The 21413-nt window shown below is 38.5% G+C and carries 23 protein-coding genes; 17 read left to right on the forward strand and 6 right to left on the reverse strand.

Annotated elements, in window-relative coordinates; all coding sequences use genetic code 11:
- The first annotated feature begins 7 nt into the window (after nucleotides 1-7).
- From rpoD to ACFW35_RS07105, 6 genes are all read left to right on the forward strand, one after another.
- Nucleotides 8-1138 (forward strand): RNA polymerase sigma factor RpoD, encoded by a 1131-nt coding sequence (gene rpoD, locus ACFW35_RS07080; RefSeq protein ID WP_066291044.1) that lies wholly within the window; start codon nucleotides 8-10, stop codon nucleotides 1136-1138.
- A gap of 252 nt (nucleotides 1139-1390) precedes the next feature.
- Complete coding sequence (locus ACFW35_RS07085; RefSeq protein ID WP_379844693.1) at nucleotides 1391-2530, forward strand: acyl-CoA dehydrogenase family protein; 1140 nt, start codon at nucleotides 1391-1393, stop codon at nucleotides 2528-2530.
- A 30-nt stretch (nucleotides 2531-2560) separates the two neighbouring features.
- Entirely contained in the window at nucleotides 2561-4177 is a 1617-nt protein-coding gene (locus ACFW35_RS07090; RefSeq protein ID WP_379844695.1) for an AMP-binding protein, read from the forward strand.
- A gap of 300 nt (nucleotides 4178-4477) precedes the next feature.
- Nucleotides 4478-4822, forward strand: coding sequence for a cytochrome c550 (gene cccA / locus ACFW35_RS07095; protein WP_379844697.1), 345 nt, complete (start codon nucleotides 4478-4480; stop codon nucleotides 4820-4822).
- A gap of 114 nt (nucleotides 4823-4936) precedes the next feature.
- Nucleotides 4937-5641, forward strand: a complete 705-nt coding sequence (locus ACFW35_RS07100) for a tRNA (adenine(22)-N(1))-methyltransferase (RefSeq protein ID WP_379844698.1) — start codon at nucleotides 4937-4939, stop codon at nucleotides 5639-5641.
- Nucleotides 5638-6759, forward strand: a complete 1122-nt coding sequence (locus ACFW35_RS07105; protein ID WP_379844700.1) for a Nif3-like dinuclear metal center hexameric protein — start codon at nucleotides 5638-5640, stop codon at nucleotides 6757-6759. The genes ACFW35_RS07100 and ACFW35_RS07105 overlap by 4 nt, the downstream gene beginning before the upstream one ends.
- A gap of 322 nt (nucleotides 6760-7081) precedes the next feature.
- Here ACFW35_RS07105 and ACFW35_RS07110 read toward each other — a convergent pair whose 3' ends face one another.
- Both ACFW35_RS07110 and vrrA read right to left on the reverse strand, forming a co-directional pair.
- Nucleotides 7082-8026 carry a 4-hydroxy-3-methylbut-2-enyl diphosphate reductase gene (locus ACFW35_RS07110; protein ID WP_379834809.1) on the reverse strand — a complete coding sequence of 315 codons (945 nt, stop codon included), beginning with the start codon at nucleotides 8024-8026 and terminating at the stop codon, nucleotides 7082-7084.
- Between the two features lie 117 nt (nucleotides 8027-8143).
- Nucleotides 8144-8779 (reverse strand): VrrA/YqfQ family protein, encoded by a 636-nt coding sequence (gene vrrA, locus ACFW35_RS07115; protein ID WP_379844702.1) that lies wholly within the window; start codon nucleotides 8777-8779, stop codon nucleotides 8144-8146.
- A gap of 146 nt (nucleotides 8780-8925) precedes the next feature.
- On the opposite strand from vrrA, the gene ACFW35_RS07120 reads away from it, so the two are divergent.
- Together ACFW35_RS07120 and ACFW35_RS07125 are read left to right on the forward strand one after the other, a co-directional pair.
- Nucleotides 8926-10209 (forward strand): DEAD/DEAH box helicase, encoded by a 1284-nt coding sequence (locus ACFW35_RS07120; RefSeq protein ID WP_379844703.1) that lies wholly within the window; start codon nucleotides 8926-8928, stop codon nucleotides 10207-10209.
- Between the two features lie 29 nt (nucleotides 10210-10238).
- Nucleotides 10239-11132, forward strand: a complete 894-nt coding sequence (locus ACFW35_RS07125; protein ID WP_379844705.1) for a deoxyribonuclease IV — start codon at nucleotides 10239-10241, stop codon at nucleotides 11130-11132.
- A gap of 231 nt (nucleotides 11133-11363) precedes the next feature.
- On the opposite strand, the gene ACFW35_RS07130 is transcribed toward ACFW35_RS07125, so the two are convergent.
- Complete coding sequence (locus ACFW35_RS07130) at nucleotides 11364-11624, reverse strand: DUF2624 family protein (RefSeq protein ID WP_251310641.1); 261 nt, start codon at nucleotides 11622-11624, stop codon at nucleotides 11364-11366.
- Nucleotides 11625-11719: 95 nt separating this feature from the next.
- Complete coding sequence (locus ACFW35_RS07135; RefSeq protein ID WP_379844707.1) at nucleotides 11720-12979, reverse strand: NCS2 family permease; 1260 nt, start codon at nucleotides 12977-12979, stop codon at nucleotides 11720-11722.
- A gap of 294 nt (nucleotides 12980-13273) precedes the next feature.
- Between ACFW35_RS07135 and ACFW35_RS07140 the strand changes: the two genes are divergently transcribed.
- The 9 genes from ACFW35_RS07140 to ACFW35_RS07180 all read left to right on the forward strand — a co-directional run bounded on the left by ACFW35_RS07140 (nucleotide 13274) and on the right by ACFW35_RS07180 (nucleotide 19572).
- Nucleotides 13274-14023 (forward strand): metal ABC transporter ATP-binding protein, encoded by a 750-nt coding sequence (locus ACFW35_RS07140; RefSeq protein ID WP_379844708.1) that lies wholly within the window; start codon nucleotides 13274-13276, stop codon nucleotides 14021-14023.
- Nucleotides 14020-14889: a metal ABC transporter permease gene (locus tag ACFW35_RS07145; RefSeq protein ID WP_379844710.1), complete on the forward strand. Its 870-nt coding sequence runs from the start codon at nucleotides 14020-14022 to the stop codon at nucleotides 14887-14889. Before ACFW35_RS07140 ends, ACFW35_RS07145 begins: the two co-directional genes overlap by 4 nt.
- A gap of 15 nt (nucleotides 14890-14904) precedes the next feature.
- Nucleotides 14905-15825 carry a metal ABC transporter substrate-binding protein gene (locus ACFW35_RS07150; protein WP_379844711.1) on the forward strand — a complete coding sequence of 307 codons (921 nt, stop codon included), beginning with the start codon at nucleotides 14905-14907 and terminating at the stop codon, nucleotides 15823-15825.
- Between the two features lie 126 nt (nucleotides 15826-15951).
- Nucleotides 15952-16611, forward strand: a complete 660-nt coding sequence (locus tag ACFW35_RS07155; RefSeq protein ID WP_379844713.1) for an HAD family hydrolase — start codon at nucleotides 15952-15954, stop codon at nucleotides 16609-16611.
- Nucleotides 16612-16743: 132 nt separating this feature from the next.
- Entirely contained in the window at nucleotides 16744-17520 is a 777-nt protein-coding gene (locus ACFW35_RS07160) for a metal ABC transporter ATP-binding protein (protein ID WP_379844714.1), read from the forward strand.
- A gap of 12 nt (nucleotides 17521-17532) precedes the next feature.
- The gene (locus ACFW35_RS07165) at nucleotides 17533-18375 is read left to right on the forward strand and encodes a metal ABC transporter permease (RefSeq protein WP_379844716.1); all 843 of its coding nucleotides are present in this window, start codon (nucleotides 17533-17535) and stop codon (nucleotides 18373-18375) included.
- 32 nt (nucleotides 18376-18407) lie between these two features.
- Nucleotides 18408-18803 carry a Fur family transcriptional regulator gene (locus tag ACFW35_RS07170; RefSeq protein WP_379847416.1) on the forward strand — a complete coding sequence of 132 codons (396 nt, stop codon included), beginning with the start codon at nucleotides 18408-18410 and terminating at the stop codon, nucleotides 18801-18803.
- 67 nt (nucleotides 18804-18870) lie between these two features.
- Entirely contained in the window at nucleotides 18871-19083 is a 213-nt protein-coding gene (locus tag ACFW35_RS07175; protein WP_379844717.1) for a DUF1540 domain-containing protein, read from the forward strand.
- 123 nt (nucleotides 19084-19206) lie between these two features.
- The gene (locus ACFW35_RS07180) at nucleotides 19207-19572 is read left to right on the forward strand and encodes a DUF4190 domain-containing protein (protein ID WP_379844719.1); all 366 of its coding nucleotides are present in this window, start codon (nucleotides 19207-19209) and stop codon (nucleotides 19570-19572) included.
- Between the two features lie 235 nt (nucleotides 19573-19807).
- Here ACFW35_RS07180 and ispG read toward each other — a convergent pair whose 3' ends face one another.
- Together ispG and ACFW35_RS07190 are read right to left on the reverse strand one after the other, a co-directional pair.
- Entirely contained in the window at nucleotides 19808-20908 is a 1101-nt protein-coding gene (ispG, locus tag ACFW35_RS07185) for a flavodoxin-dependent (E)-4-hydroxy-3-methylbut-2-enyl-diphosphate synthase (RefSeq protein ID WP_379844720.1), read from the reverse strand.
- A 93-nt stretch (nucleotides 20909-21001) separates the two neighbouring features.
- Complete coding sequence (locus ACFW35_RS07190; RefSeq protein ID WP_379844722.1) at nucleotides 21002-21322, reverse strand: hypothetical protein; 321 nt, start codon at nucleotides 21320-21322, stop codon at nucleotides 21002-21004.
- Nucleotides 21323-21413: the final 91 nt, after the last annotated feature.

Here is a 21413-nt window from a genome sequence, read left to right on the forward strand (position 1 = left end):
GGATCGAATGGCTGAGAAACCAAACCGTCAAGGGACGGAAGGCGAATTAACCATCGATCAAGTTAAAGAACAATTAGTTGAAGCCGGTAAAAAGCGAGGTCGACTGACATATACAGAAATCACAGGCAAACTTGCTCCATTTGAACAAGATTCAGATCAAATGGATGAATTCTATCATTATCTTGAAGAACAAGGGGTTGAGGTAGCAGAAGCCTCAGAAGATTCAGATGATGAAGATGATCCAAAGTTCGAAATGGAAAAAGACGAGGAAGAATTTGATTTAAATGATCTCAGTGTTCCTCCAGGAGTCAAAATTAATGACCCAGTACGTATGTATCTAAAAGAAATCGGCCGGGTTGACCTGCTTTCTGCAGATGAAGAAATTGAGCTCGCGAAAAGAATTGAAAATGGCGATGAAGAAGCAAAACGCCGTTTGGCAGAAGCAAACTTGCGACTGGTTGTAAGTATTGCAAAACGTTATGTCGGCCGCGGAATGCTGTTTCTGGATCTGATCCAAGAAGGAAACATGGGATTGATCAAAGCCGTTGAAAAATTCGATTACGATAAAGGGTTTAAATTCAGTACGTATGCAACATGGTGGATAAGACAAGCTATCACACGTGCAATCGCTGACCAAGCTCGTACAATTCGTATCCCAGTTCATATGGTTGAGACAATCAACAAATTAATCCGTGTTCAGCGCCAGCTTCTTCAAGACTTAGGCCGAGAACCTTCTCCTGAAGAAATTGGAGCAGAAATGGAACTTACACCAGAAAAAGTTCGTGAAATCTTAAAGATTGCCCAAGAGCCAGTTTCATTAGAAACACCAATTGGTGAAGAAGATGACTCCCACTTAGGTGATTTTATTGAAGACCAGGATGCACTTGCCCCATCTGAAGCAGCGGCGTATGAGTTATTAAAAGAACAGCTAGAGGATGTTCTAGACACTCTTACAGACCGTGAAGAAAATGTTCTTCGACTTCGTTTTGGTTTAGATGATGGACGCACACGCACTCTTGAAGAAGTAGGTAAAGTTTTTGGAGTTACGCGTGAGCGTATCCGTCAGATCGAAGCGAAAGCACTTCGTAAGCTCCGCCATCCAAGCAGAAGCAAACGTTTAAAAGATTTTCTAGAATAGAAAGCTTGCCATTTATGGCAGGCTTTTTTATTTGATTTTATTTTACTGATTATTCCACCTCAATGCAAACACCCCAAAATCTCAATTAATACTTCATTTTGCTCGCAATAACTAACATTTCCTTATGTATTCTGCTTATTATTAAATTTAAAATCGTTTAAATCTTGTAAAAATTCAGCCTTTATATCTATAATAAATATGAAAGCGTATACAATAGAGAGTAAATTTATTTTAAAAGGGTGGGAAACAGCCATGAATTTTACTTTAACAGAAGAGCAATTAATGATTCAGAAAATGATGCGGGAATTTGCTGACGAAGTGGTAGCGCCGGGTGCAGAGACAAGGGACAAAAATAAAGAGTTCCCAGTGGAGATTTTTCAAAAGCTTTCTAAGCTTGGGATGATGGGACTTCCTTTTCCTGAGGAGTATGGGGGCGGAGGAGCTGATACTATCAGTTTTGCGATCGCCGTTGAGGAATTAAGCCGTGCTTGCGGCTCTACAGGTATTACATATTCTGCACACGTTTCTTTAGGGGGAGCGCCTTTAAATTTATTTGGTACACATGAACAAAAGGAAAAATATTTAACACCGATTTGTACAGGTGAATCGTTAGGTGCATTCGGACTGACAGAGCCAAACGCTGGATCTGATGCAGGAGGTACTGAAACTACGGCTGTACAGGAAAATGGTGAATGGGTAATTAACGGAAGCAAGTGCTATATAACGAATGCAAGCTATGCGAAACATTTGGCATTAACGGCAATCACTAAAAGAAATGGCAGTGATAAAGAAATCTCTGCGATTATCGTTCCTACGGATGCAAAAGGCTTTAAAGTGATAGACAATTACGAAAAAATGGGACTTCATTCTTCTAACACTACAGAACTTTTTATGGAAGATGTAAGAGTACCTGAAGAAAACTTATTAGGAAAGCGCGGAGATGGCTTTAAACAGTTCCTGGTAACTCTTGATGGGGGAAGAATAGGGATTGGTGCTATGGCGGTTGGAATCGCTCAAGCAGCCTATGAGAAGGCGCTGGCATATGCAAAGGAACGCAAGCAGTTTGGAAGATCGATCTCAAAGTTTCAGGCGATTCAATTCAAGCTGGCTGATATGGCAATGAAAATTGAACTGGCAAGAATGATGGTGTATAAAGCTGCATGGCTGAAAGACCAAGGCAAAAAGTTTTCAAAAGAAGCATCCATGGCGAAATTATATGCTTCTGAAGCTTGTATGCAGATTTGTTCCGAATCGGTACAAATTCATGGCGGAAATGGATATATGAGAGATTATCATGTTGAACGCTATTTCAGAGATGCTAAGCTTCTTGAAATCGGAGAGGGAACATCTGAGGTTCAGCGTATCGTAATTGCGAGAGAGATTGGCTGCTGATTTTCATAATTGTATATGATGGGGTGAATTATGGCTGAGTTAATGAAAGTAACTGTTGGAGAGTGTTTAAAGAAACAGGCGCACAAGAACAAGGCCCGAGAAGCCATTGTTTACAGTAAACTTGGAATTCGCTACACCTATCAAGAATTTTATGAATTAACATCGAAAGTTGCAAAAGGCTTAATGGCTATGGGAATCAAAAAAGGCGACCATATCGCTGTGTGGGCTACGAATGTTCCGGAATGGCTGCTTCTGCAATTTGGTTCTGCAAGGGCTGGAGCTGTTTTAGTTACGGTGAACACAAATTATCAAAGTGCAGAACTGGACTACCTGCTAAAACAATCTGACACAAAAGCTTTATTTTTTATAGAAGAATTCCGATCAACTTCCTACAGAAAAATGGTTGACTCTGTTAAAGAAAGAATGAAAGAGTTTCCGCATTTGAAACATTTTGTTCAAATCGATAATATTAAATCTTCAACTTACGATACGTTTCAGGAAATGTTAGCCGCAGGTGAAGCTATTTCTGATGAAGAGCTTAAGGAAAGAGAGGACTCTCTTCACTATGATGACGTTATAAATATGCAATATACCTCTGGAACAACAGGATTTCCTAAAGGTGTAATGCTTACACATAACAACATAGTGAACAACGCGCGCCAGATTGCTGAGAGCATGAATTTAACAAATGCTGACAGATTGTGTATACCCGTTCCGTTCTTCCATTGTTTTGGATGTGTTCTTGGAACAATGGCAGCAGTATCAGTTGGTGCTGCGATGGTGCCTATCGTTCAATTTGATCCAAAAGAAGTTTTAGAGACTGTAGAAAAAGAAAAATGTACGGGATTGCATGGGGTTCCTACGATGTTCATAGCAGAACTGAACCTCCCTGACTTCGATACTTATAATCTGAGTACACTAAGAACTGGAATAATGGCCGGGTCGCCTTGTCCGATAGAAGTGATGAAGAAAGTGATCAATAAAATGGGTATGAGTGAGATAACAATTGCTTATGGTCAAACTGAATCTTCTCCTGTTATCACACAAACAAGAACGGATGATCCAATCGAACGAAGAGTAGAAACTGTAGGTAAGAAGCATGCACAGGTAGAAGCAAAAATCGTTAATCCGATATCTAACGAAGAAGTAAAAGCCGGTGAACAAGGTGAACTTTGCACAAGAGGCTATCACGTCATGAAAGGTTATTATAAAATGCCTGAAGCGACGAAAGAAGCCATAGACAGTGATGGGTGGCTGCATACGGGGGATTTAGCCACTGTAGATAAAGATGGCTATTACAGAATAACCGGGCGCTTAAAAGACATGATTATCCGGGGAGGAGAAAATGTCTATCCAAGGGAAGTTGAAGAATTTCTTTATTCTCACCCTGCAATCTTAGATGTGCAAGTCATTGGAGTACCCGATAAAAAGTTTGGTGAAAAAGTAGCTGCTTGTATACAGTTAAAAGAAGGTCAATCACTATCATCTGATGAACTGAAAAATTACTGCAAAGGCCAAATAGCTAATTTTAAGATACCTGAATACTTTTTATTTGTTGATGAGTATCCCATGACAGCTTCAGGAAAAATACAAAAATACAAACTTAGAGAACAAGCATTAGAGGCTCTATCTGTAACCCATGAATAGCCACCAGTTGTGTGGCTATTTTTACTTTAGGCAGTATATTTTCTAAGTGATTGATCAACGGCGAAGCAAAGATGATAGAGATAAAGTATAAGTACAACAAATGCTAACGGATAGGACACTGCATCAGGGAAGTTTTCTTTATAATTTCTGTAATATCTTGTGACAAAACTGGGAAAAATATAGTTTGCCCTTCCCAAGTAAACGCTTTTAAAGTACAATAGGTTATGGATTGTTAACCAATACATAGTAAGTTTTGAAGACAAACAACAAATGTGCTGTACAGAAGAAGGAGGAATTTGAATGAAACGTAATCCACTCATTCCTTTTGCCATTATAGGAGTTATTGGAATTGTTCTTATGCTAACAATGGGCGGATATGGTATCAACAAGATTCATCAAGCAAGCCAGGATAAAGAAAAGGCTGCTATGGATCCTGAAGCTATTTTCAAACAGAACTGTGCTTCATGCCACGGGCAAAATCTTGAAGGCGCAACGGGTCCGGCACTTGATAAAATTGGCGGCAAATACTCAGAAGAAGAGATTGCCGATATCGTAAAAAATGGTAAGCCTGGTGGAATGCCTGCTGGTGTTGTTAAAGGTGAAGAAGCAAAAATAGTAGTGAAATGGCTCGCAGACAAAAAATAAAATAAAAAAGGGCTTCTTGTTTTTTTGGACAAGAAGCTTTTTTTCATTCAGCTTTGCAATAAATGCTGAGGAAAACAAATACTATACTATCGAAAATTAAAGCGGTGATAAAATATGAATTCTGAAAAACTATCTCAAAGGCTTGAGAAAGTCTCAAATTATGTATGGCAGGGGTCCGTACTTGCTGATATCGGATCAGATCACGCCTACCTGCCTTGTTATTTAGGTCTGAAAAAAAAGATCAAAAAAGGAATTGCGGGCGAGATTACAGAAGGTCCATATTTATCAGCAAAAGAGCAAGTAGTACTAGATGGGTTATCCGATATTATTGAAGTTAGAAAAGGGGATGGACTTTCCGTTCTTAAAGAAAATGAAGCAGAAGTTGTAACAATTTGCGGCATGGGCGGATCTCTTATTACTTCTATCCTCGAGAAAGGAAAGGATAAACTAGGGAGTGCAAAACGATTAATTCTGCAGCCGAACGTAGGGGCTAAGACCGTAAGAAAGTGGCTTTTAAAAGAAAATTGGGTACTTTCTGCTGAAGAAATAATAAAAGAAGATGGTAAAATTTATGAAGTTCTCGTTGCAGACCGGTCTGGGGAACAGCCTTATTCGAATCATAATATCGAAGCGGAACTGCTATTTGGTCCATTCTTATTAAAAGTTCAAAATGAAGCGTTTAAGGAAAAATGGGCTGGGGAAGTCAAGCAATGGAAGGCAATTTTGGACCAAATGGAAAAAAGCCAGGGGACAGCTGCTGAAGCAAAAAGAAAAGAACTTTTTGACAATATTAATCTTGCAGAGGAGTGGATCGATTGACCAAAACAGCAAACGGACAGTTTGTTATTTCACTTTTAGAAGGCTTCGCACCTAAAAAGCTGGCAGTCGAAGGCGACCCAATCGGATTGCAAGTTGGGTCATTAAACCGTCCGGTCAAAAAAGTAATGGTAGCGCTGGATGTTCTTGAAAATGTTGTAGATGAAGCAATTGAAAATGAAGTAGATCTGATTATAGCTCATCACCCCTTGCTGTATAGACCATTAAAGAAAATTGATACCAGTACGTCAAAAGGAAGAGTAATTGAAAAGCTGATCAAGAACGATATTACAGTTTATGCTGCTCATACGAATCTCGATGTAACAGTTTCAGGAGTTAACGAGTGGCTCTCAGAGCGATTAGAACTTAGTCAAACTGAGGTGTTAGCACCTACATATGAAGAACAACTAGTTAAGCTTTCCGTTTTTGTCCCATCTTCACATGAAGAAGCTGTGAGACAAGCTCTGGGCGATGCGGGTGCAGGCCATATCGGAAACTACAGTCATTGCAGCTTTTCATCAAGCGGATGGGGGACCTTTACACCGCTAGAAGGTACACATCCATACATTGGAGAGCAAGGTAAACTAGAGCGAACAGAAGAAGTGAAAATCGAATCTGTTTTTCCGGTTTCCATCCAGAATTCAGTTTTATCAGCAATGAAAAAAGCTCACCCATACGAAGAAGTAGCTTTTGATCTTTATCCGCTGCTTAACAAAGGAAACGAACTTGGAATTGGTAAGATCGGAAAGCTGAATAAAGAGATGAAAATTGAAGAATTTGTTCAGCATGTTAAAAACGTTTTTGGAATTTCGGGGGTTCGGGTGATTAAAGGGCAAAATCATCTTATAAAAAAAGTCGCGGTTGTTGGCGGAGATGGCAACAAATACATTTATCCTGCTGTCAGAAAAGGGGCAGATGTTTTAGTGACGGGGGATATTTATTACCATAACGCTCATGATGCACAAGCAGAGGGGCTGACCATAATTGATGCTGGTCATCATATAGAAGAAATAATGAAAAGAGAACTTAAAATCGTGCTAGAGAAGGAACTTTCAGAGAGAAAGTACGATACAGTCGTTATAGAATCCACTATTCAAACAGAGCCTTTTACGTTTATGTAAAAGGCTGTTTTCACAACTTTGTTGATAGTGGAAGTAGTTGATTTCCGCTCTAGGATGCTCGCTTTCCGCGGGGCGTGCGGTGAGCCTCCTCAGCGCATAGCGCCTGCGGGGTCTCAGCTTCAAGGAAGTTTGTGTGCTCCTGCGTCTACAAGCAAATCCCGACGAAGCGTGTTCCTCGTCGCATGCCTCCCAAGAAGTATTCAGGTGGTTGGCACGCAGGAGTCTCGCACCTTGCGCTCCAATCAACTTGTCAATGAAGTGTTTTCACAGAATAAAGCTATGTAAAAAAGCAAAGCTGGACTAAACCAGCTTTGCTTTTTTGTTATTTTTTCTCTTTTACTTTTGGAAGGATACGGTTTAACTGAACCTTGCGTTCTTTTTTCCAAGTTTCTTGATTGTTTTCATCATAATTTTTAAGGAAATCGATAACTTCTTTAGTAATCGGTGTTGGCGTAGACGCACCAGACGTAACCCCAACTTTTTCAACTCCCTCTAACCACGCTAAATCAATCTCAGATACATCAGAAATCCGATAAGCTTTTGTCCCAGCAATCTCTTCTGAGACTTGGGCGAGACGGTTAGAGTTATTGCTTCGAGGGTCACCCACTACAAGTACTAAGTCACAGTCACCAGCTTGATTTGCCACTGCTTCTTGACGGACTTGTGTAGCTAAGCAGATTTCTTTATGCACTTCAGCTTTTGGATAACGAATTAACAGCTGTTTGATAAGATCTACAACATCCCATTGGCTCATAGTTGTTTGATTGGTAATAAGGATCTTTTCACTTTGTACATTTAATGATTCCAAGTCTTCCTGATTTTCAACAAGATGAACGATATGGGGTGCAATTCCTATTGCACCTTCAGGCTCAGGATGTCCTTTTTTACCGATATAAATAATTTCATAACCTTCTTTTTCTTTTTCTCTGATCAAGTCATGCGTTTTAGTAACATCGGGACAAGTAGCATCTATTTCATAGAGTCCTTTTTCGTGAGCGATACGTCTGACTTCTGGAGAGACACCGTGCGCCGTATAAATTACCGTTCCTGATTCAATGTTACGAATGATATCTAATCGATTGTTTCCATCGAGTGTAATGATTCCTTCGTCTTCAAAGGCATCTGTTACGTGTTTGTTATGGACAATCATCCCAAGAATATAAATGGGTCTTGGCAGGGTTGGATCGTTTGCTGCCTGACGAGCCATTACCATAGCATCTACGACTCCATAACAATATCCACGGGGAGATATTTTAATAATTTCCATATTGGACCTCTCCTTTATTCATATAAAAGACAGCACAGATGTCTATGCTGTCTTGGGAGATTTACTTCTGTATTTCTTTATTATAAAGGAGAGAACATAAGAACTCAAACACTATACTTATACGTATAGCTTCGGTCCTGAGATGTGATAACCTTTAGGCATATTTGTTTTTGGCGCTGCAGGTACTAATTTGGTATTAGCCGGTGCCTTTTTTAATTTTTGAGCCTGCGGCTGCTTAGTAGTTTTTGGGGATATTGGACCTGACACTGTTACTTTTTCTTCTGTATCTTTTTTTCTTTTTTCCTTCTTTTTTGGTTCTGTATTTTCATTTACTTCAGCATTTTTTTCTTTTTTATCCGCTTTCTTGGAGGTATCTGCCTCAGCGCTGTTCTCGGCTTTAGTTTCAGAACCACCGCTTTGAAAGTCTTTTAATGCTGACATTATGGATGGCAGGTTTCTCATTGCTGGTCCATACTGTTTAATCATAGGTCCCATAGTTTCGGCAACTTTTAAAACCTTTTGTACATTGTTTAACATCGTGAAAATACTTGTTCCGCCAGTTATACTTCCTCCGCTGCCAATGGTCCCTAAAAAACGGTCGACATTCCCTGCATGACGCGGCATTCCATGCATGCCATTCATATTTTGCATATGAGGATTTACCTGAAATGGCTGCATTGGATGCTGAGGCTGAGTTGGGTATCTGTAAAAAGGCTGCATAATTCCCCCTCCTTTCCAAAATAATACGCTCATAAACAGAATATGAATTCAAGAAAACATGTGTGATATTTATCCCGGTTTTCTTAACGAAAATCAAGGATGATTGGCGGAAATACAAAACTTACTCTATAATACTAAAAGTGAATAGATTTATATTTGAAAAAAGAAAAGGTGAGCGTATGAAATCTCCGTTTGAACGGTTAAAAATAAATGAATCGCTCCAAGCTGCATTAAGTGGTATTGGATTTGAAAAACCAACCGATATTCAAGAACGTGTAATACCAGGAATCATTAATGGACAAGACATGATAGGGCAATCCCAAACTGGATCTGGGAAGACATTTGCATTCTTGCTTCCGTTAATGCACAGGATCGATATCCAAAAAGAAGAGGTTCAAGCTGTAATTACAGCACCAACACGTGAATTGGCACAGCAGATCTATAATGAATTCTTGAAAATTTCAGAGCATATGCCTGAAGATAAACAGATTAAAGCTAAAGCAATAGTTGGTGGAACCGACAGAAAAAGGATGGCAGAAAAGCTTAAGACAGTTCCTCAGCTTGTTATAGGTACGCCAGGACGGATTAAAGACCTGGTGAACGCACAAGAACTAATTGTATATACTGCAAACATGCTCGTAGTAGACGAGGCTGACCAGATGCTGGACATGGGCTTTATTGAAGATGTTGATATGATCGCATCCCGCATGGCAAATGAACTTCAGATGATGGTTTTCTCAGCAACAGTGCCAGAGAAGCTGCAGCCTTTCTTGAAGAAATACATGAAAAATCCAAAACATGTTCATGTTGAACCTCAGCATATTACAGCTAAAGATATCAAGCATGTTCTTATCCAGACAAAACATAATGATAAGCTTCCTATGCTGATTAAAACTGCAAAGAACTATAATCCGTATTTTGCGATTATTTTTGCAAACACCAAAAAAACAGTAGATGAAATTTCAGATGCGATGGCTGCTGAAGGATTGAGTGTAGAGCGTTTACATGGTGATATACCACCTCGAACGAGAAAGAATATCATGAAGCGAGTACAAAAGGCCGAATTTCAATTCTTAGTTGCGACTGACCTAGCTGCACGCGGAATTGATATTAAAGGTGTCAGCCACATTATTAACTATGAGTTTCCTAAGGATCTTGATTTTTATATCCATAGAGCCGGACGGACTGGCCGTGCAGGCATGTCAGGTATCTGTGCCTCTCTGTTTGAACAAACGGATCAGCATTCTGTACAAAAACTGAAAGAGAAAAAAATCAGTTTTACGTATGAACAATATAAGAATGGTGAGTGGGTAGCTGTAAAGCAAAGAGAAAAGACTACAGTTTCCAAGGAGCAGGATGGTATTTATGTACCTAAACCTCGTAAAGTTAAACCGGGCTATAAAAAGAAGATGGATGAGCAAAAGAAAAAGTTAATGAAAAAGAAAAGAAGAAATCAAAGATAGAGATTCTTTCGTGGAGAAGAGGGGAAAGTATGATTAAAATCGGTTCACACGTCTCAATGAGCGGCAAGAAAATGCTCTTAGCTGCCAGTGAAGAGGCTGTTTCTTATGGTGCAAACACTTTCATGATCTATACAGGAGCACCTCAAAACACGAGACGAAAAAAGATTGAAGACCTTAATATCGAAGCTGGTACGAAACACATGATTGAAAACGGCATCGCTGATATTGTCGTTCATGCACCTTATATTATTAATATAGGTAATGCGGTAAAGCCTGAAACTTTTGAACTGGGTGTTGACTTCTTAAGAAGAGAGATTGAACGAACAGAAGCCTTAGGTGCAAGACAGATTGTTTTGCATCCGGGTGCACATGTAGGGGAAGGCTCCGAAATTGGAATTAAAAAGATTATTGAAGGTCTCAATGAAGTGTTAACTAAAGAACAAAACGTTCAAATCGCTTTGGAAACGATGGCAGGCAAAGGATCCGAATGCGGAAGAACATTTGAAGAATTAGCACAGATTATTGATGGGGTTACCCTTAACGAGAAACTTTCTATTTGTTTCGATACATGTCATACACATGATGCAGGGTATGATATCGTAAACGATTTTGATGGGGTAATAAATGAATTCGATAAAATTATCGGCAAGGACCGGATTAAAGTCTTCCATATTAACGACAGCAAAAATATTTGCGGTGCATCAAAAGACAGACATGAAAACATTGGATTTGGCCATATCGGGTTTGATGCTCTAAGTTATATTGTCCATCATGAATCGTTTAAGGATATTCCGAAAATCCTCGAAACACCATATGTTGGTACAGATAAGAATAATAAGAAACCGCCTTATCAATTAGAGATTGAAATGATAAAAGCAAAAGAGTTTGATCCAGATCTGCAGAATAAACTTCTAGCTCTATAAAAGAACTGTTCGTAAGATTGTTTTTGCAAAACTTTGTTGCTCTTGCGAGTAGTTGCTTCCGCTCCAGGTTGCTTCGCTTTCCGCGGGGCGTGCGGTGAGCCCCCTCGCCGCTTTGCGCCTTTGAGTGGTCTCACCTGACCGCTCGTCCCGCAGGAGTCTCGCACCTTCCGCTCCAACATCTTTTAGAAATGAGCCAAAAAAAAGCCGCACAGCTTTAGCTGTGCGGTCTTTTTATCTGTCAATGTATGTCTGGATTAAGTACTGAATGTAGTTCGCTTTTTCAGGGCTGACTTCTTTTGCGATCGTTGCAATAATTTGTTTACGCTGACTAAGATTTTTTATATCAATAGTCTGCCGGCGTAATATGTTTACGATTTGAACGGCTTCGCTTTGTGAAATGGGAAGCTGATATTGTGCTGCAAGTGATATTAATTCGTTTGGACTGATTGTATTCAGTTTTTGGTTAACAAAGTGCACAATAATTGGATTCATAAGGAACTCCCTCCTGACTTTTTCATTGTATGAGCCAGGAGCGGAGAAAGTGCTAAAAAAGACTCTGGAAAATATCCAGAGTCTTAAAAATTCATTTAAATAATGGTGTGAAGTACAAAGTTCATAAAAAATAAGAACGCTATTACATACATTGTAGCGGGAACTTGCTTTTTCTGGCCAGACATCCATTTAATCAAAGGATAGGCAATAAATCCAAAAGCAAGACCATCAACTATACTGTATGTTAAAGGAATCAAAGCAATAATTAAAAATGATGGAAACATTTCAGTGAAGTCCGCTAATGGAATATGCTGAATCTGCTGAACCATAAGGCCGCCAATTATGATTAAAACCGGCGCAATGGCACCATCGGGAATATAAGCAATGAATGGAGCTGCAAAAATGGACCCAATAAATAAGACAGCAACCGTAATGCTTGTTATTCCAGTTCTTCCGCCTTCAGTTATTCCAGATGCACTTTCTACCGTCGAAATAGTTGGACTTGTACCAAATAATCCAGATACGATAGAAGAGGCAGCATTGGCTTGAAACGCTTTAGGAAACTTTTTCTGGTCTGGCAGCAATCCGTATAACAATCCCATGTTTTCAAAAGTAATGATCATGGTGAGTGAAAAGGTAGCGATCCAGAAAGATAATTCAGTAATTCCAGAGAAATCAAAAGCGAACAGCAATTCACCAAAAGGCTTGAATGAAAATCCTTCAGACATTCTTTTAACTTCTTGAGTATGTCCCATCATGAAACCAATCAAAGTTGTTAAAGCAATACCAATCAGGAAACTTCCTTTAACATTTTTTAAGAACAAAGCAAGCGTTATTGCCAGGCCAGCCATTGTGAGAATAGCATCAGGACGGTCTAAATGTCCTAATTTAACAAAAGTAGCAGAGCTGGCTTCAATAATACCGCCTTTTTGAAGTCCGATAAACGTCAAGAATAAACCAATACCTACAGTAATGCTATGCTTTAAAGATTGAGGGATACTTTTGGAAAGTATGTCCTTTAAAGGGGTAGAAGCAACAATTAAAAATAAAATACCTGATAAAACAACAGCGGCGAGTGCTTCTTGCCAGCTTAAATTCATTCCTTGAACAATCGTATAGGTGAAAAATGCGTTCACACCCATACCTGGTGTCAGAATAATAGGAGCATTTGCATACAGTCCCATAATTAAACACCCAACTACAGAAGTAAGAATTGTCGCTAATACAACACCTTCATAAGGCATTCCAGCATCGGCTAAAATTAATGGGTTAACAATAATTATATAAGCGATCGTGAAAAATGATGTTATACCTGCGAGCACTTCTTTTTTGATTGAAACTTGATCTTGTTTCATGTATTCCTCTCTTAAAAACTAAAAAACAAACCCTCTCCCACCCAGCAGTTGCCTGCCAGAGATGATTATATAGCAAATGTAGAAATATGGCTAGAAAAAATCATTTACAATTTTGTGTCCACACTATATAATTTGACTTAAGTAAAAAAGTTGCCTAAAGGAAACATTTACTTTCATTCAAATTTAGTCACTTTCATCCTTTTCGAAACATACATTGTGAAGGGATTATTTTTTTAATTAAAAGTTGCACGAAGGCAAAAGAGGTTGCCAAGCGAAAAAGGAGGTCTTTTTTCTATGGAACATGCATTAGAGATCGAGCGATTGTTCGTCTCGTATTTAGGAAATCAAGTTGTAAAAGACATTACGTTTTCTGTGAAAAAAGGAAGTCTTGTCGGTATTATCGGACCAAATGGGGCAGGTAAATCCACCTTGATGAAGGCGGCTTTAAACTTAATTTCAAAAGATAAAGGCAATATAAAAATATTTGGTGAACCGTTAAAGAAGTGGAAAAAGAACATTGCTTATGTTCCTCAGCGTTCAGATATTGACTGGGATTTTCCTATCACTGTAATCGATGTAGTGCTGCTTGGTACTTATCCTAAGCTAGGTCTGTTTAAACGGCCTTCCAAAAGTGATAGAGAGTGGGCTCGAGAATGTCTGAAAACGGTCGGGATGGAAAATTTCAGCGGCCGTCAGATCGGAGAACTTTCAGGAGGACAGCAGCAAAGGGTTTTTCTGGCGAGAGCTCTTGCTCAAAAAGCAGAATTATTTTTTCTCGATGAACCTTTTGTTGGTATTGATGTGGCTAGTGAAGAAACTATTATTAATATTCTTAGAGATTTAAAAAAGGAAGGAAAGACAATTCTTGTCGTACACCATGATTTAAGCAAAGCGGAATCTTATTTTGATCATCTGCTTTTATTAAATCAGCACATGATCCACTATGGTGCAGCTGAAGAAGTGCTTCAGCCGGAAGTAATTACGAAAGCGTACGCAAATCAATTTTCATTTCTTCAGCCAAAAGGGGTGAATGTTACATTATGAATATGATCGATTTTTTTGAAGCGCTATTTCAGTATGAATTTCTTCAAAAAGCGTTATTTACTTCAGTTATGGTCGGTGTTATATGCGGAATTGTAGGTTGTTTTATCATTTTAAGAGGCATGTCATTAATGGGGGATGCAATCTCCCACGCTGTTTTACCTGGAGTTGCAATCAGTTATATGCTTGGAATCAGCTTTTTCTTCGGAGCAGTTATTACTGGAGTATTAACTGCCATTGGGATAGGTTATGTCAGTCAAAACAGCCGAATTAAGCATGATATGGCGATTGGTATCATGTTCACGAGTATGTTCGCAGTAGGGATCGTAATCATCACTCTCATGAAGAGCAGTGCGGATTTGTATCATATCTTGTTTGGAAATGTTCTGGCTGTTCGAATGAGTGACATGTGGATAACAGTTGGAATTGGTGTATTAGTAATAGGCCTCGTTACCTTATTTTATAAGGAACTGCTTGTTTCGACATTTGATCCGACAATGGCAGAGAGCTATGGACTTCCGAATAAATGGATTCATTATGCACTTATGGTGGTCCTTACAATGGTCACAGTAGCTTCTCTTCAAACAGTAGGTATCGTTTTGGTAGTGGCAATGTTAATTACTCCGGCAGCAACCGCTTATCTGCTTACAAATAGATTGTCAGTCATGATTTATCTTGCGGCATTCTTTGGGATAATCGCTTCTGTGCTCGGATTGTACTTTAGTTTTATTTATAATCTTGCATCAGGTGCTACGATCGTTTTGGTTTCTGCATTTATGTTTGCAATGGCATTCTTCTTTTCTCCTTCTCAAGGATTAGTGTGGAAAGCACTAAAAGCGAGAAAGAACAGAGCCGAGCTGATGCAATAAAAGGGAGGCATATAAATGTTTAAAAAAGCGGCAAGTATTATTTTAGCTGGAGCATTATTAGCGGCATTGGCAGGATGCAGTTCAGGGAAAGGTGAATCTGAAAAGGTAGAAGTAGTTACGACCTATTCCATTATCTATGATTTAGTAAAAAATGTAGGCGGAGATAAAGTAGATGTACACAGCATGGTACCGATTGGATCTAATCCGCATGAATATGATCCGCTTCCTGAAGACGTTTTAAAAACCACTGATGCGGATGTTGTATTTTATAACGGGCTGAATCTTGAAGAAGGTAATTCGTGGTTTGAAAAGCTTTTAAAGACTGCAGATAAAGATGGGAAAGATGCCCCTGTTTATCGGGTAAGTGAAGGCGTGAAAGCCATTCATCTTGAATCAAAAGGGTTGGAGAAAGAACCTGATCCTCATGCATGGATGAATATCGATAATGGAATCATCTATGTTGAAAACATAAGAGATGCACTCATAAAAGAGGATCCAGAAAACAAAAAATATTACGAACAAAACGCAGAAAAATATATTTCAGAATTAAAGAAACTGCACGATGAAACTTTAACTGAAATTGCTAAGATTCCAGAAGAAAAACGTGTTCTGATAACGAGTGAAGGTGCTTTTAAGTATTTTGGAGAAGCATACAATATGAACACAGCATACGTTTGGGAGATAAACTCTGAAAACCAAGGTACGCCGCAGCAAATCAAAAGTCTGGTTGACTTTATTAAACAAGGAAATGTTTCCGCTCTTTTTGTAGAAACAAGTGTTGATCCAAGAAGCATGGAAACCGTATCTAAAGAAACTGGAGTACCTATAAAAGGAAAAGTCTTTACTGATTCTTTAGGCAAACCAGGTGAAGATGGAGATTCATACAAAGAAATGATGGAATGGAACACGAAGACGGTTATTAAGGGAATACAATAAATAGTTTTTAATCAGAAGCTGAATCAAATTTCAGCTTCTGTTTATTTATTCTCGGACATTTTGTTCTATAATAATAAAATATGTCTTATTGATTATTGAATTTATACATAAAAGGCAGGTTGAAATATGAGTATTAAAGCAGTTTGTTTTGATATGGATGGAGTTGTTGTCCATACTATGCCGCACCATGTAGAAGCATGGCGCTTTGCATTCAAGGAAAAAGGATACGATTATAATGAGCTTGAGTTTTATTTAAGAGAAGGGATGCCTGGCCGAAAGACGATAATGGATATTTTCAAATCCTCTCAACTGCCAGTTACCGAAGAAGTTATTGAAGATATTTATGTAATAAAAAGATATTATTTTAAGGAAAACGCAAATTATTCATTTATTAAAGAGACTTTATCTCTTTTCGAATATCTATATAAAAAAGAAATTCCAATTTCATTAGTAACAGGAAGCAGAAGAGAATTTGTCGATGAAGTGCTTGAAATGCTTCCTGTAGAATTTAATTCTGTTATAACAGGGGACGATGTGACAGAGGGGAAACCATCACCTGAACCATATTTGAAAGCAATGAGTAATCTTTCCTTTACTCCTTCAGAATGGCTCGTAATTGAAAACGCTCCGCTTGGAATAAAATCAGCAAAACAAGCTGGGGCTTTTTGTCTCGCTGTTGAAACAACACTTGAAGAAAAATATTTAACGGAGGCTGATTTAATTGTTTCACCGTCACAATTAGAGCAAACGGTGAAAGTGTTATTAAGTGCAGACTCAAGGCTGTAAACGATTTTGAAAGTGATGCAGCATGCAGATTGATCAGGCATGTTGTTTTACTTTCTATTTTTTTCGTGTATACTATGAGACAGTTTTAAATCGTACTCATTACTACTTATATTTTTTACAGGGAGGATTATTGTGGAGAAAAAAATAAATAATCCAGCGATTCTAGTGGATGATTTATCCTTCCATTATGGTGAGAAAAACGTTCTTGAACATGTAACGATTGAAGTTAAACAAGGTTCTTTCTTGGGACTTGTAGGCCCAAATGGATCTGGGAAGTCAACACTCATAAAATGTATTCTAGGGCTATTGAAACCGCAGCAAGGCAGCGTATCTCTTTTTGGCGAAAAAGTTCAAAAATTTAATAAGTGGGAAAAAGTCGGATATGTTTCCCAAAAAGCTAATAGCTTTAATACCGCATTTCCAGCTACTGCATTTGAAGTTGTTTCAATGGGATTATTCGGAAAGGTTGGTTTATTCCGCTTTTTAAAATCTTCTGATAAGCAGAAGGTATGGGATGCTTTAAAAGCTGTTAACATGGAAGATTTTGCGAATCGAAATATAGGAGAACTCTCAGGTGGCCAGCAGCAGCGCATCTTTATAGCTCGGGCTTTGGTCAGCGATCCCGAACTACTTATTTTAGATGAGCCTACAGTTGGTGTTGATATCGAATCTTCAGAGTCATTTTATAAAATGCTGAAGAATTTACATCGTGAAAATAAAATGACACTCGTTTTAGTTACACATGATGTTGGCGTTATGACTAACTATGTTACTGATGTAGCTTGTTTAAATAAGCAGATACATTTTCATGGGAATACAAAAGAATTCGAAGAAAGTTCTTCAGAAAACATGTCTGCTTTTTATGGGCATCATGTTCATGTTATTCATCATGACCATGATCACGAGTAAGGGGATGAACGGATGTTACCTTTTTTAAAATATGAATTTTTACAAAATGCCTTTTTAACTGGGATTATGGTCGGTCTGTTAGCTCCTGTTTTAGGAGTGTTTATTGTCGTCAGACGTCAAGCCCTTATAGCAGATGCTCTTTCGCATATAACCCTGGCTGGAATAGCAGCAAACCTGTTACTTGGAAAGTGGTTTACAGTATTTGCGGGAGCTAATCCGGTATATATGGGTATGGCTTTCTCTGTTGGCGGTGCTGTTTTTATCGAACAGCTTCGAAAAGTTTATAAGCATTATGAAGAATTAGCAATCCCGATTATCATGTCAGCTGGAATAGGTTTAAGTGTTATTTTTATTTCAATGGCAGATGGATTTAATACAGATCTGTTTAATTATTTATTCGGCAGTATTATAGCGGTTAAGCAATCGGATGTTTGGACAGTATTTGCAATATTAGTGGTTGTACTCGCATTTGTATTCTTTATGTATAAAGAATTGTTTGTTCTGTCATTTGATGAAGAACAGGGTAAGCTTTCAGGAATCAGAAGCAACTGGATTTTAATTGCATTTATGGCTATTACAGCGTTAGTTATTGCTGCATCCATGAAAATTGTAGGAATTCTTTTGGTTTCTTCTCTCATGACTTTGCCCGTAGCGGCAAGCATTAGAATAGCTACTGGATTTAAACAAACGATATGGCTTTCAGTTCTTTTTGGCGAAACTGCGGTTATTGCTGGTATGTTTTTATCATATTATTTAGATCTTGCTTCTGGTGGTACAATTGTAGTATGCCTGATTATTATTTTGAGCTTGTCTATATTCTATAAGAAGTTTATGGGTTCACGGAAGGCGGGATAACTGTGAGATTCGCATTAACAATTGAAGATGCAATGGATTTGTTAAAAGAAAAAGGATACAAATACACAGAAAAACGAAAAGATCTTCTTACCCTCTTTGCACGTGAAAAAAGATATCTTTCAGCAAAAGATGTTCAGGAATCCCTAAAGAATCAATATCCTGGATTAAGTTTTGATACGATATACAGAAACTTAACAACTTTCGTGGAACTTGGACTGCTTGAAGAAACAGAATGGGAAGGCGAACGAAAATTCCGGTTCACTTGTTCCCATAATGAGCATCATCATCATTTAATTTGTTTAACTTGCGGAAGCACAAAGTCCATTCATACGTGTCCGATGGAAGTGTTAAACAGTGAATTGAATGGGTTTGATGTGACAGGTCATAAATTCGAGATCTATGGTTATTGCAAGGAATGCAAAAATTGAAATTATGATTTTTATAAGTATGTTCCTCCTTTAATTTAGCCAAGCTATAATTAAAGGAGGTTTTTTTATGCCTGAAGTTAAATGTAATGTATCGAATTGCACCTATTGGGGCGAAGGAAACAATTGTATCGCTGATGCGATCCTTGTGGAAATTGACAGACATGCAAATAATTCTTATGACATGAGTACCAATGGTGAATTAGTTGGAGATGCTGCCCACAAAGATCATGCACATGATCCAGCTGAAACGTGCTGTCATACTTTTAAATCAAAACATTAAGAAAGGGGCCTCTAAATAGGCCTCTTTCTTTTAGAATCAATCCCCATAACTTAACATCTATGAAATACCACAATTAATGCCATAATAAGAACGCTCCTTAAGACTAAAAGAGGGGGAAACATGATGGCAGATGACAGATATGAACGTAATATAAATGAAGCTGACTATCGGGAAGAGATGGCAGCTGAAGCTGTACCAGTAAATAGTGACATGGTTTATCCTGAAAGCGAACGTCCGCGTTATGCAGACAGGGACCATAGACCCGGGCATGAAGAAGAACGTGAAAGAGAAGGCGGAAAAGCGACAGGTGTTATCGCTTTAATCCTCTCTGTTCTTTCTTTGTTTATTGCTCCAGTTTTATTTGGGGGAGCAGGTATTATCGTTGGATTTGTGGCCAGAAGACAAGGTGCAAAAACCCTGGGAAATTGGGCAATTGGACTCGGTATCGTTTCCATAATTATTTCCTTATTTTTCGCACCATTCTTTTAATGTAAGAAGGAGCAAAGAAGAAGCTGCGGCTTCTTCTTTTTTATTATCATTGAGTTTCAGCGTTTTGTCGAAAATTCGATAAATGCAATTTAACATGCGATTATAGGTGCCTAACGTGGGATTGTTTAAATTAACGTGCGATTTTTTGGAATCTTAATTTAGCTCATCAAATGCAAAGGAGTCCATAAACTTTGTTAATTTATACAGAAAAAAGCCCCCGTAACGGGAGCTTTTTTTATGCTTGCTGTGCTTTTAATTTTTCTTCATGAGCTTTGGCTAAAATATCGACTTCTTTTTTTAGTTCATCCAGCAACTGATCCTCTGGAATCTTTCGTACGATTTCACCATGACGGAAAAGCAAACCTTCTCCGCGAGCACCGGCAATGCCGATATCCGCTTCTCTTGCTTCGCCAGGACCATTAACTGCACATCCTAAAACGGCTACTTTAATCGGTGCGCGCACTTTTGAGATATACTCTTCAACTTCATTTGCGATTGAAATAAGATCTATTTCTATACGTCCGCATGTTGGACATGAAATTAAAGTTGCTGCATCTGAAAGAAGGCCAAAGGATTTTAATAATTCCCGGGCAACTTTAACTTCTTCGACAGGATCAGCACTTAGTGAAATGCGGACCGTATTTCCAATACCTTTATGGAGGATTACTCCCAGGCCTGCTGCACTTTTTACAGTTCCAGCAAAAAGTGTGCCTGATTCAGTTATTCCAAGGTGTAATGGGTAATTGAATGCTTTAGATGCCTTTTCGTATGCTTCAATAGCCAAATTAACATCAGATGCTTTCATCGAAACGATAATATCGTGAAAGTCTAGTTCTTCTAAGATCCGGATGTGTTCGAGAGCACTTTCTACCATACCCTCTGCTGTAGGGTAGCCGTATTTTTCAAGATACTTCTTTTCTAATGAACCAGCATTTACGCCAATGCGGATTGGAATTCCTTTTGCTTTCGCAGCTTTAACAACGGCTTCAACTTTTTCCCGTCTTCCAATGTTCCCTGGATTAATTCTGATTTTATCAGCTCCGCCTTCAATTGCTTTTAGGGCAAGCTTATAATCAAAATGAATATCAACAACCAAAGGTATGCTGATCTGCTTTTTAATATCTGCAATTGCTTCAGCAGCACGCATATCTGGACATGCAACTCGGACAATCTGGCAGCCGGCTTCTTCTAAACGTTTTATTTCAGCGACTGTCGCTTCAACATCGTGTGTTTTTGTAGTCGTCATACTTTGTACGATAACCTGGTCAGATCCTCCAATTGTTAAAGGTCCGACTTTTACAGGTCTTGTTTTAGAACGGTGGGTGATTTCACTCATTTGGTGAATCGCTCCTTTTATCAAATTGACAGTATTATTCTGTCCTATCATCAGTTCATTTTAGCAGGGATTATTTTGTTTTGACAAGTATTGTTACCTTTCTGTCTTTTTATATATAGGAAATTTATATGTTTTTCCTAATTGAATGTTTTCAGGATTCACTCCTGGATTCAGTGATTTAAAGTCTTTTATCATTGTTGTGATGGTATACCCGCCATGAGAATTTAATTCCTCTACTACTGAAATTAATGTATCTCCAGGACCAGCTTCATAAGTTTTATAATTATTATTTTTGCCTGATGTTTGAATTTCTGCATTCACCGGCTGAGTTTGAGGGAGTGTACCAATTTTAAGATCGTAAGCAACCACATATAGAATCAGAAGAATTGAACAGCCTGTCAAAAAACGCTTCATATTTTCCCTCTCCTTTCTCATATTGAACTATATGCTTGTCCTATTGTTTTATGACAAGTTAAAAGTGACTTTGATACGGGCATTGGTGTAA

The organism is Fictibacillus sp. NPDC058756 (assembly GCF_042746035.1).
In the GTDB taxonomy this organism is placed as follows: domain Bacteria; phylum Bacillota; class Bacilli; order Bacillales; family Fictibacillaceae; genus Fictibacillus.

What these genes read in the sequence shown, in the direction of transcription:
- ACFW35_RS07190 (WP_379844722.1), bottom strand. Translation starts at nt 21,322, where the DNA reads ATGAAGCGTTTTTTGACAGGCTGTTCAATTCTTCTGATTCTATATGTG.
- ACFW35_RS07150 (WP_379844711.1), top strand. Translation starts at nt 14,905, where the DNA reads ATGTTTAAAAAAGCGGCAAGTATTATTTTAGCTGGAGCATTATTAGCG.
- ACFW35_RS07170 (WP_379847416.1), top strand. Translation starts at nt 18,408, where the DNA reads ATGGATTTGTTAAAAGAAAAAGGATACAAATACACAGAAAAACGAAAA.
- ACFW35_RS07125 (WP_379844705.1), top strand. Translation starts at nt 10,239, where the DNA reads ATGATTAAAATCGGTTCACACGTCTCAATGAGCGGCAAGAAAATGCTC.
- rpoD (WP_066291044.1), top strand. Translation starts at nt 8, where the DNA reads ATGGCTGAGAAACCAAACCGTCAAGGGACGGAAGGCGAATTAACCATC.
- ACFW35_RS07110 (WP_379834809.1), bottom strand. Translation starts at nt 8,026, where the DNA reads ATGGAAATTATTAAAATATCTCCCCGTGGATATTGTTATGGAGTCGTA.
- ACFW35_RS07120 (WP_379844703.1), top strand. Translation starts at nt 8,926, where the DNA reads ATGAAATCTCCGTTTGAACGGTTAAAAATAAATGAATCGCTCCAAGCT.
- ACFW35_RS07130 (WP_251310641.1), bottom strand. Translation starts at nt 11,624, where the DNA reads ATGAATCCAATTATTGTGCACTTTGTTAACCAAAAACTGAATACAATC.
- ACFW35_RS07175 (WP_379844717.1), top strand. Translation starts at nt 18,871, where the DNA reads ATGCCTGAAGTTAAATGTAATGTATCGAATTGCACCTATTGGGGCGAA.
- ACFW35_RS07145 (WP_379844710.1), top strand. Translation starts at nt 14,020, where the DNA reads ATGAATATGATCGATTTTTTTGAAGCGCTATTTCAGTATGAATTTCTT.
- ACFW35_RS07155 (WP_379844713.1), top strand. Translation starts at nt 15,952, where the DNA reads ATGAGTATTAAAGCAGTTTGTTTTGATATGGATGGAGTTGTTGTCCAT.
- ACFW35_RS07140 (WP_379844708.1), top strand. Translation starts at nt 13,274, where the DNA reads ATGGAACATGCATTAGAGATCGAGCGATTGTTCGTCTCGTATTTAGGA.
- ispG (WP_379844720.1), bottom strand. Translation starts at nt 20,908, where the DNA reads ATGAGTGAAATCACCCACCGTTCTAAAACAAGACCTGTAAAAGTCGGA.
- vrrA (WP_379844702.1), bottom strand. Translation starts at nt 8,779, where the DNA reads ATGAGCGTATTATTTTGGAAAGGAGGGGGAATTATGCAGCCTTTTTAC.
- ACFW35_RS07135 (WP_379844707.1), bottom strand. Translation starts at nt 12,979, where the DNA reads ATGAAACAAGATCAAGTTTCAATCAAAAAAGAAGTGCTCGCAGGTATA.
- cccA (WP_379844697.1), top strand. Translation starts at nt 4,478, where the DNA reads ATGAAACGTAATCCACTCATTCCTTTTGCCATTATAGGAGTTATTGGA.
- ACFW35_RS07100 (WP_379844698.1), top strand. Translation starts at nt 4,937, where the DNA reads ATGAATTCTGAAAAACTATCTCAAAGGCTTGAGAAAGTCTCAAATTAT.
- ACFW35_RS07085 (WP_379844693.1), top strand. Translation starts at nt 1,391, where the DNA reads ATGAATTTTACTTTAACAGAAGAGCAATTAATGATTCAGAAAATGATG.
- ACFW35_RS07090 (WP_379844695.1), top strand. Translation starts at nt 2,561, where the DNA reads ATGGCTGAGTTAATGAAAGTAACTGTTGGAGAGTGTTTAAAGAAACAG.
- ACFW35_RS07180 (WP_379844719.1), top strand. Translation starts at nt 19,207, where the DNA reads ATGGCAGATGACAGATATGAACGTAATATAAATGAAGCTGACTATCGG.
- ACFW35_RS07165 (WP_379844716.1), top strand. Translation starts at nt 17,533, where the DNA reads ATGTTACCTTTTTTAAAATATGAATTTTTACAAAATGCCTTTTTAACT.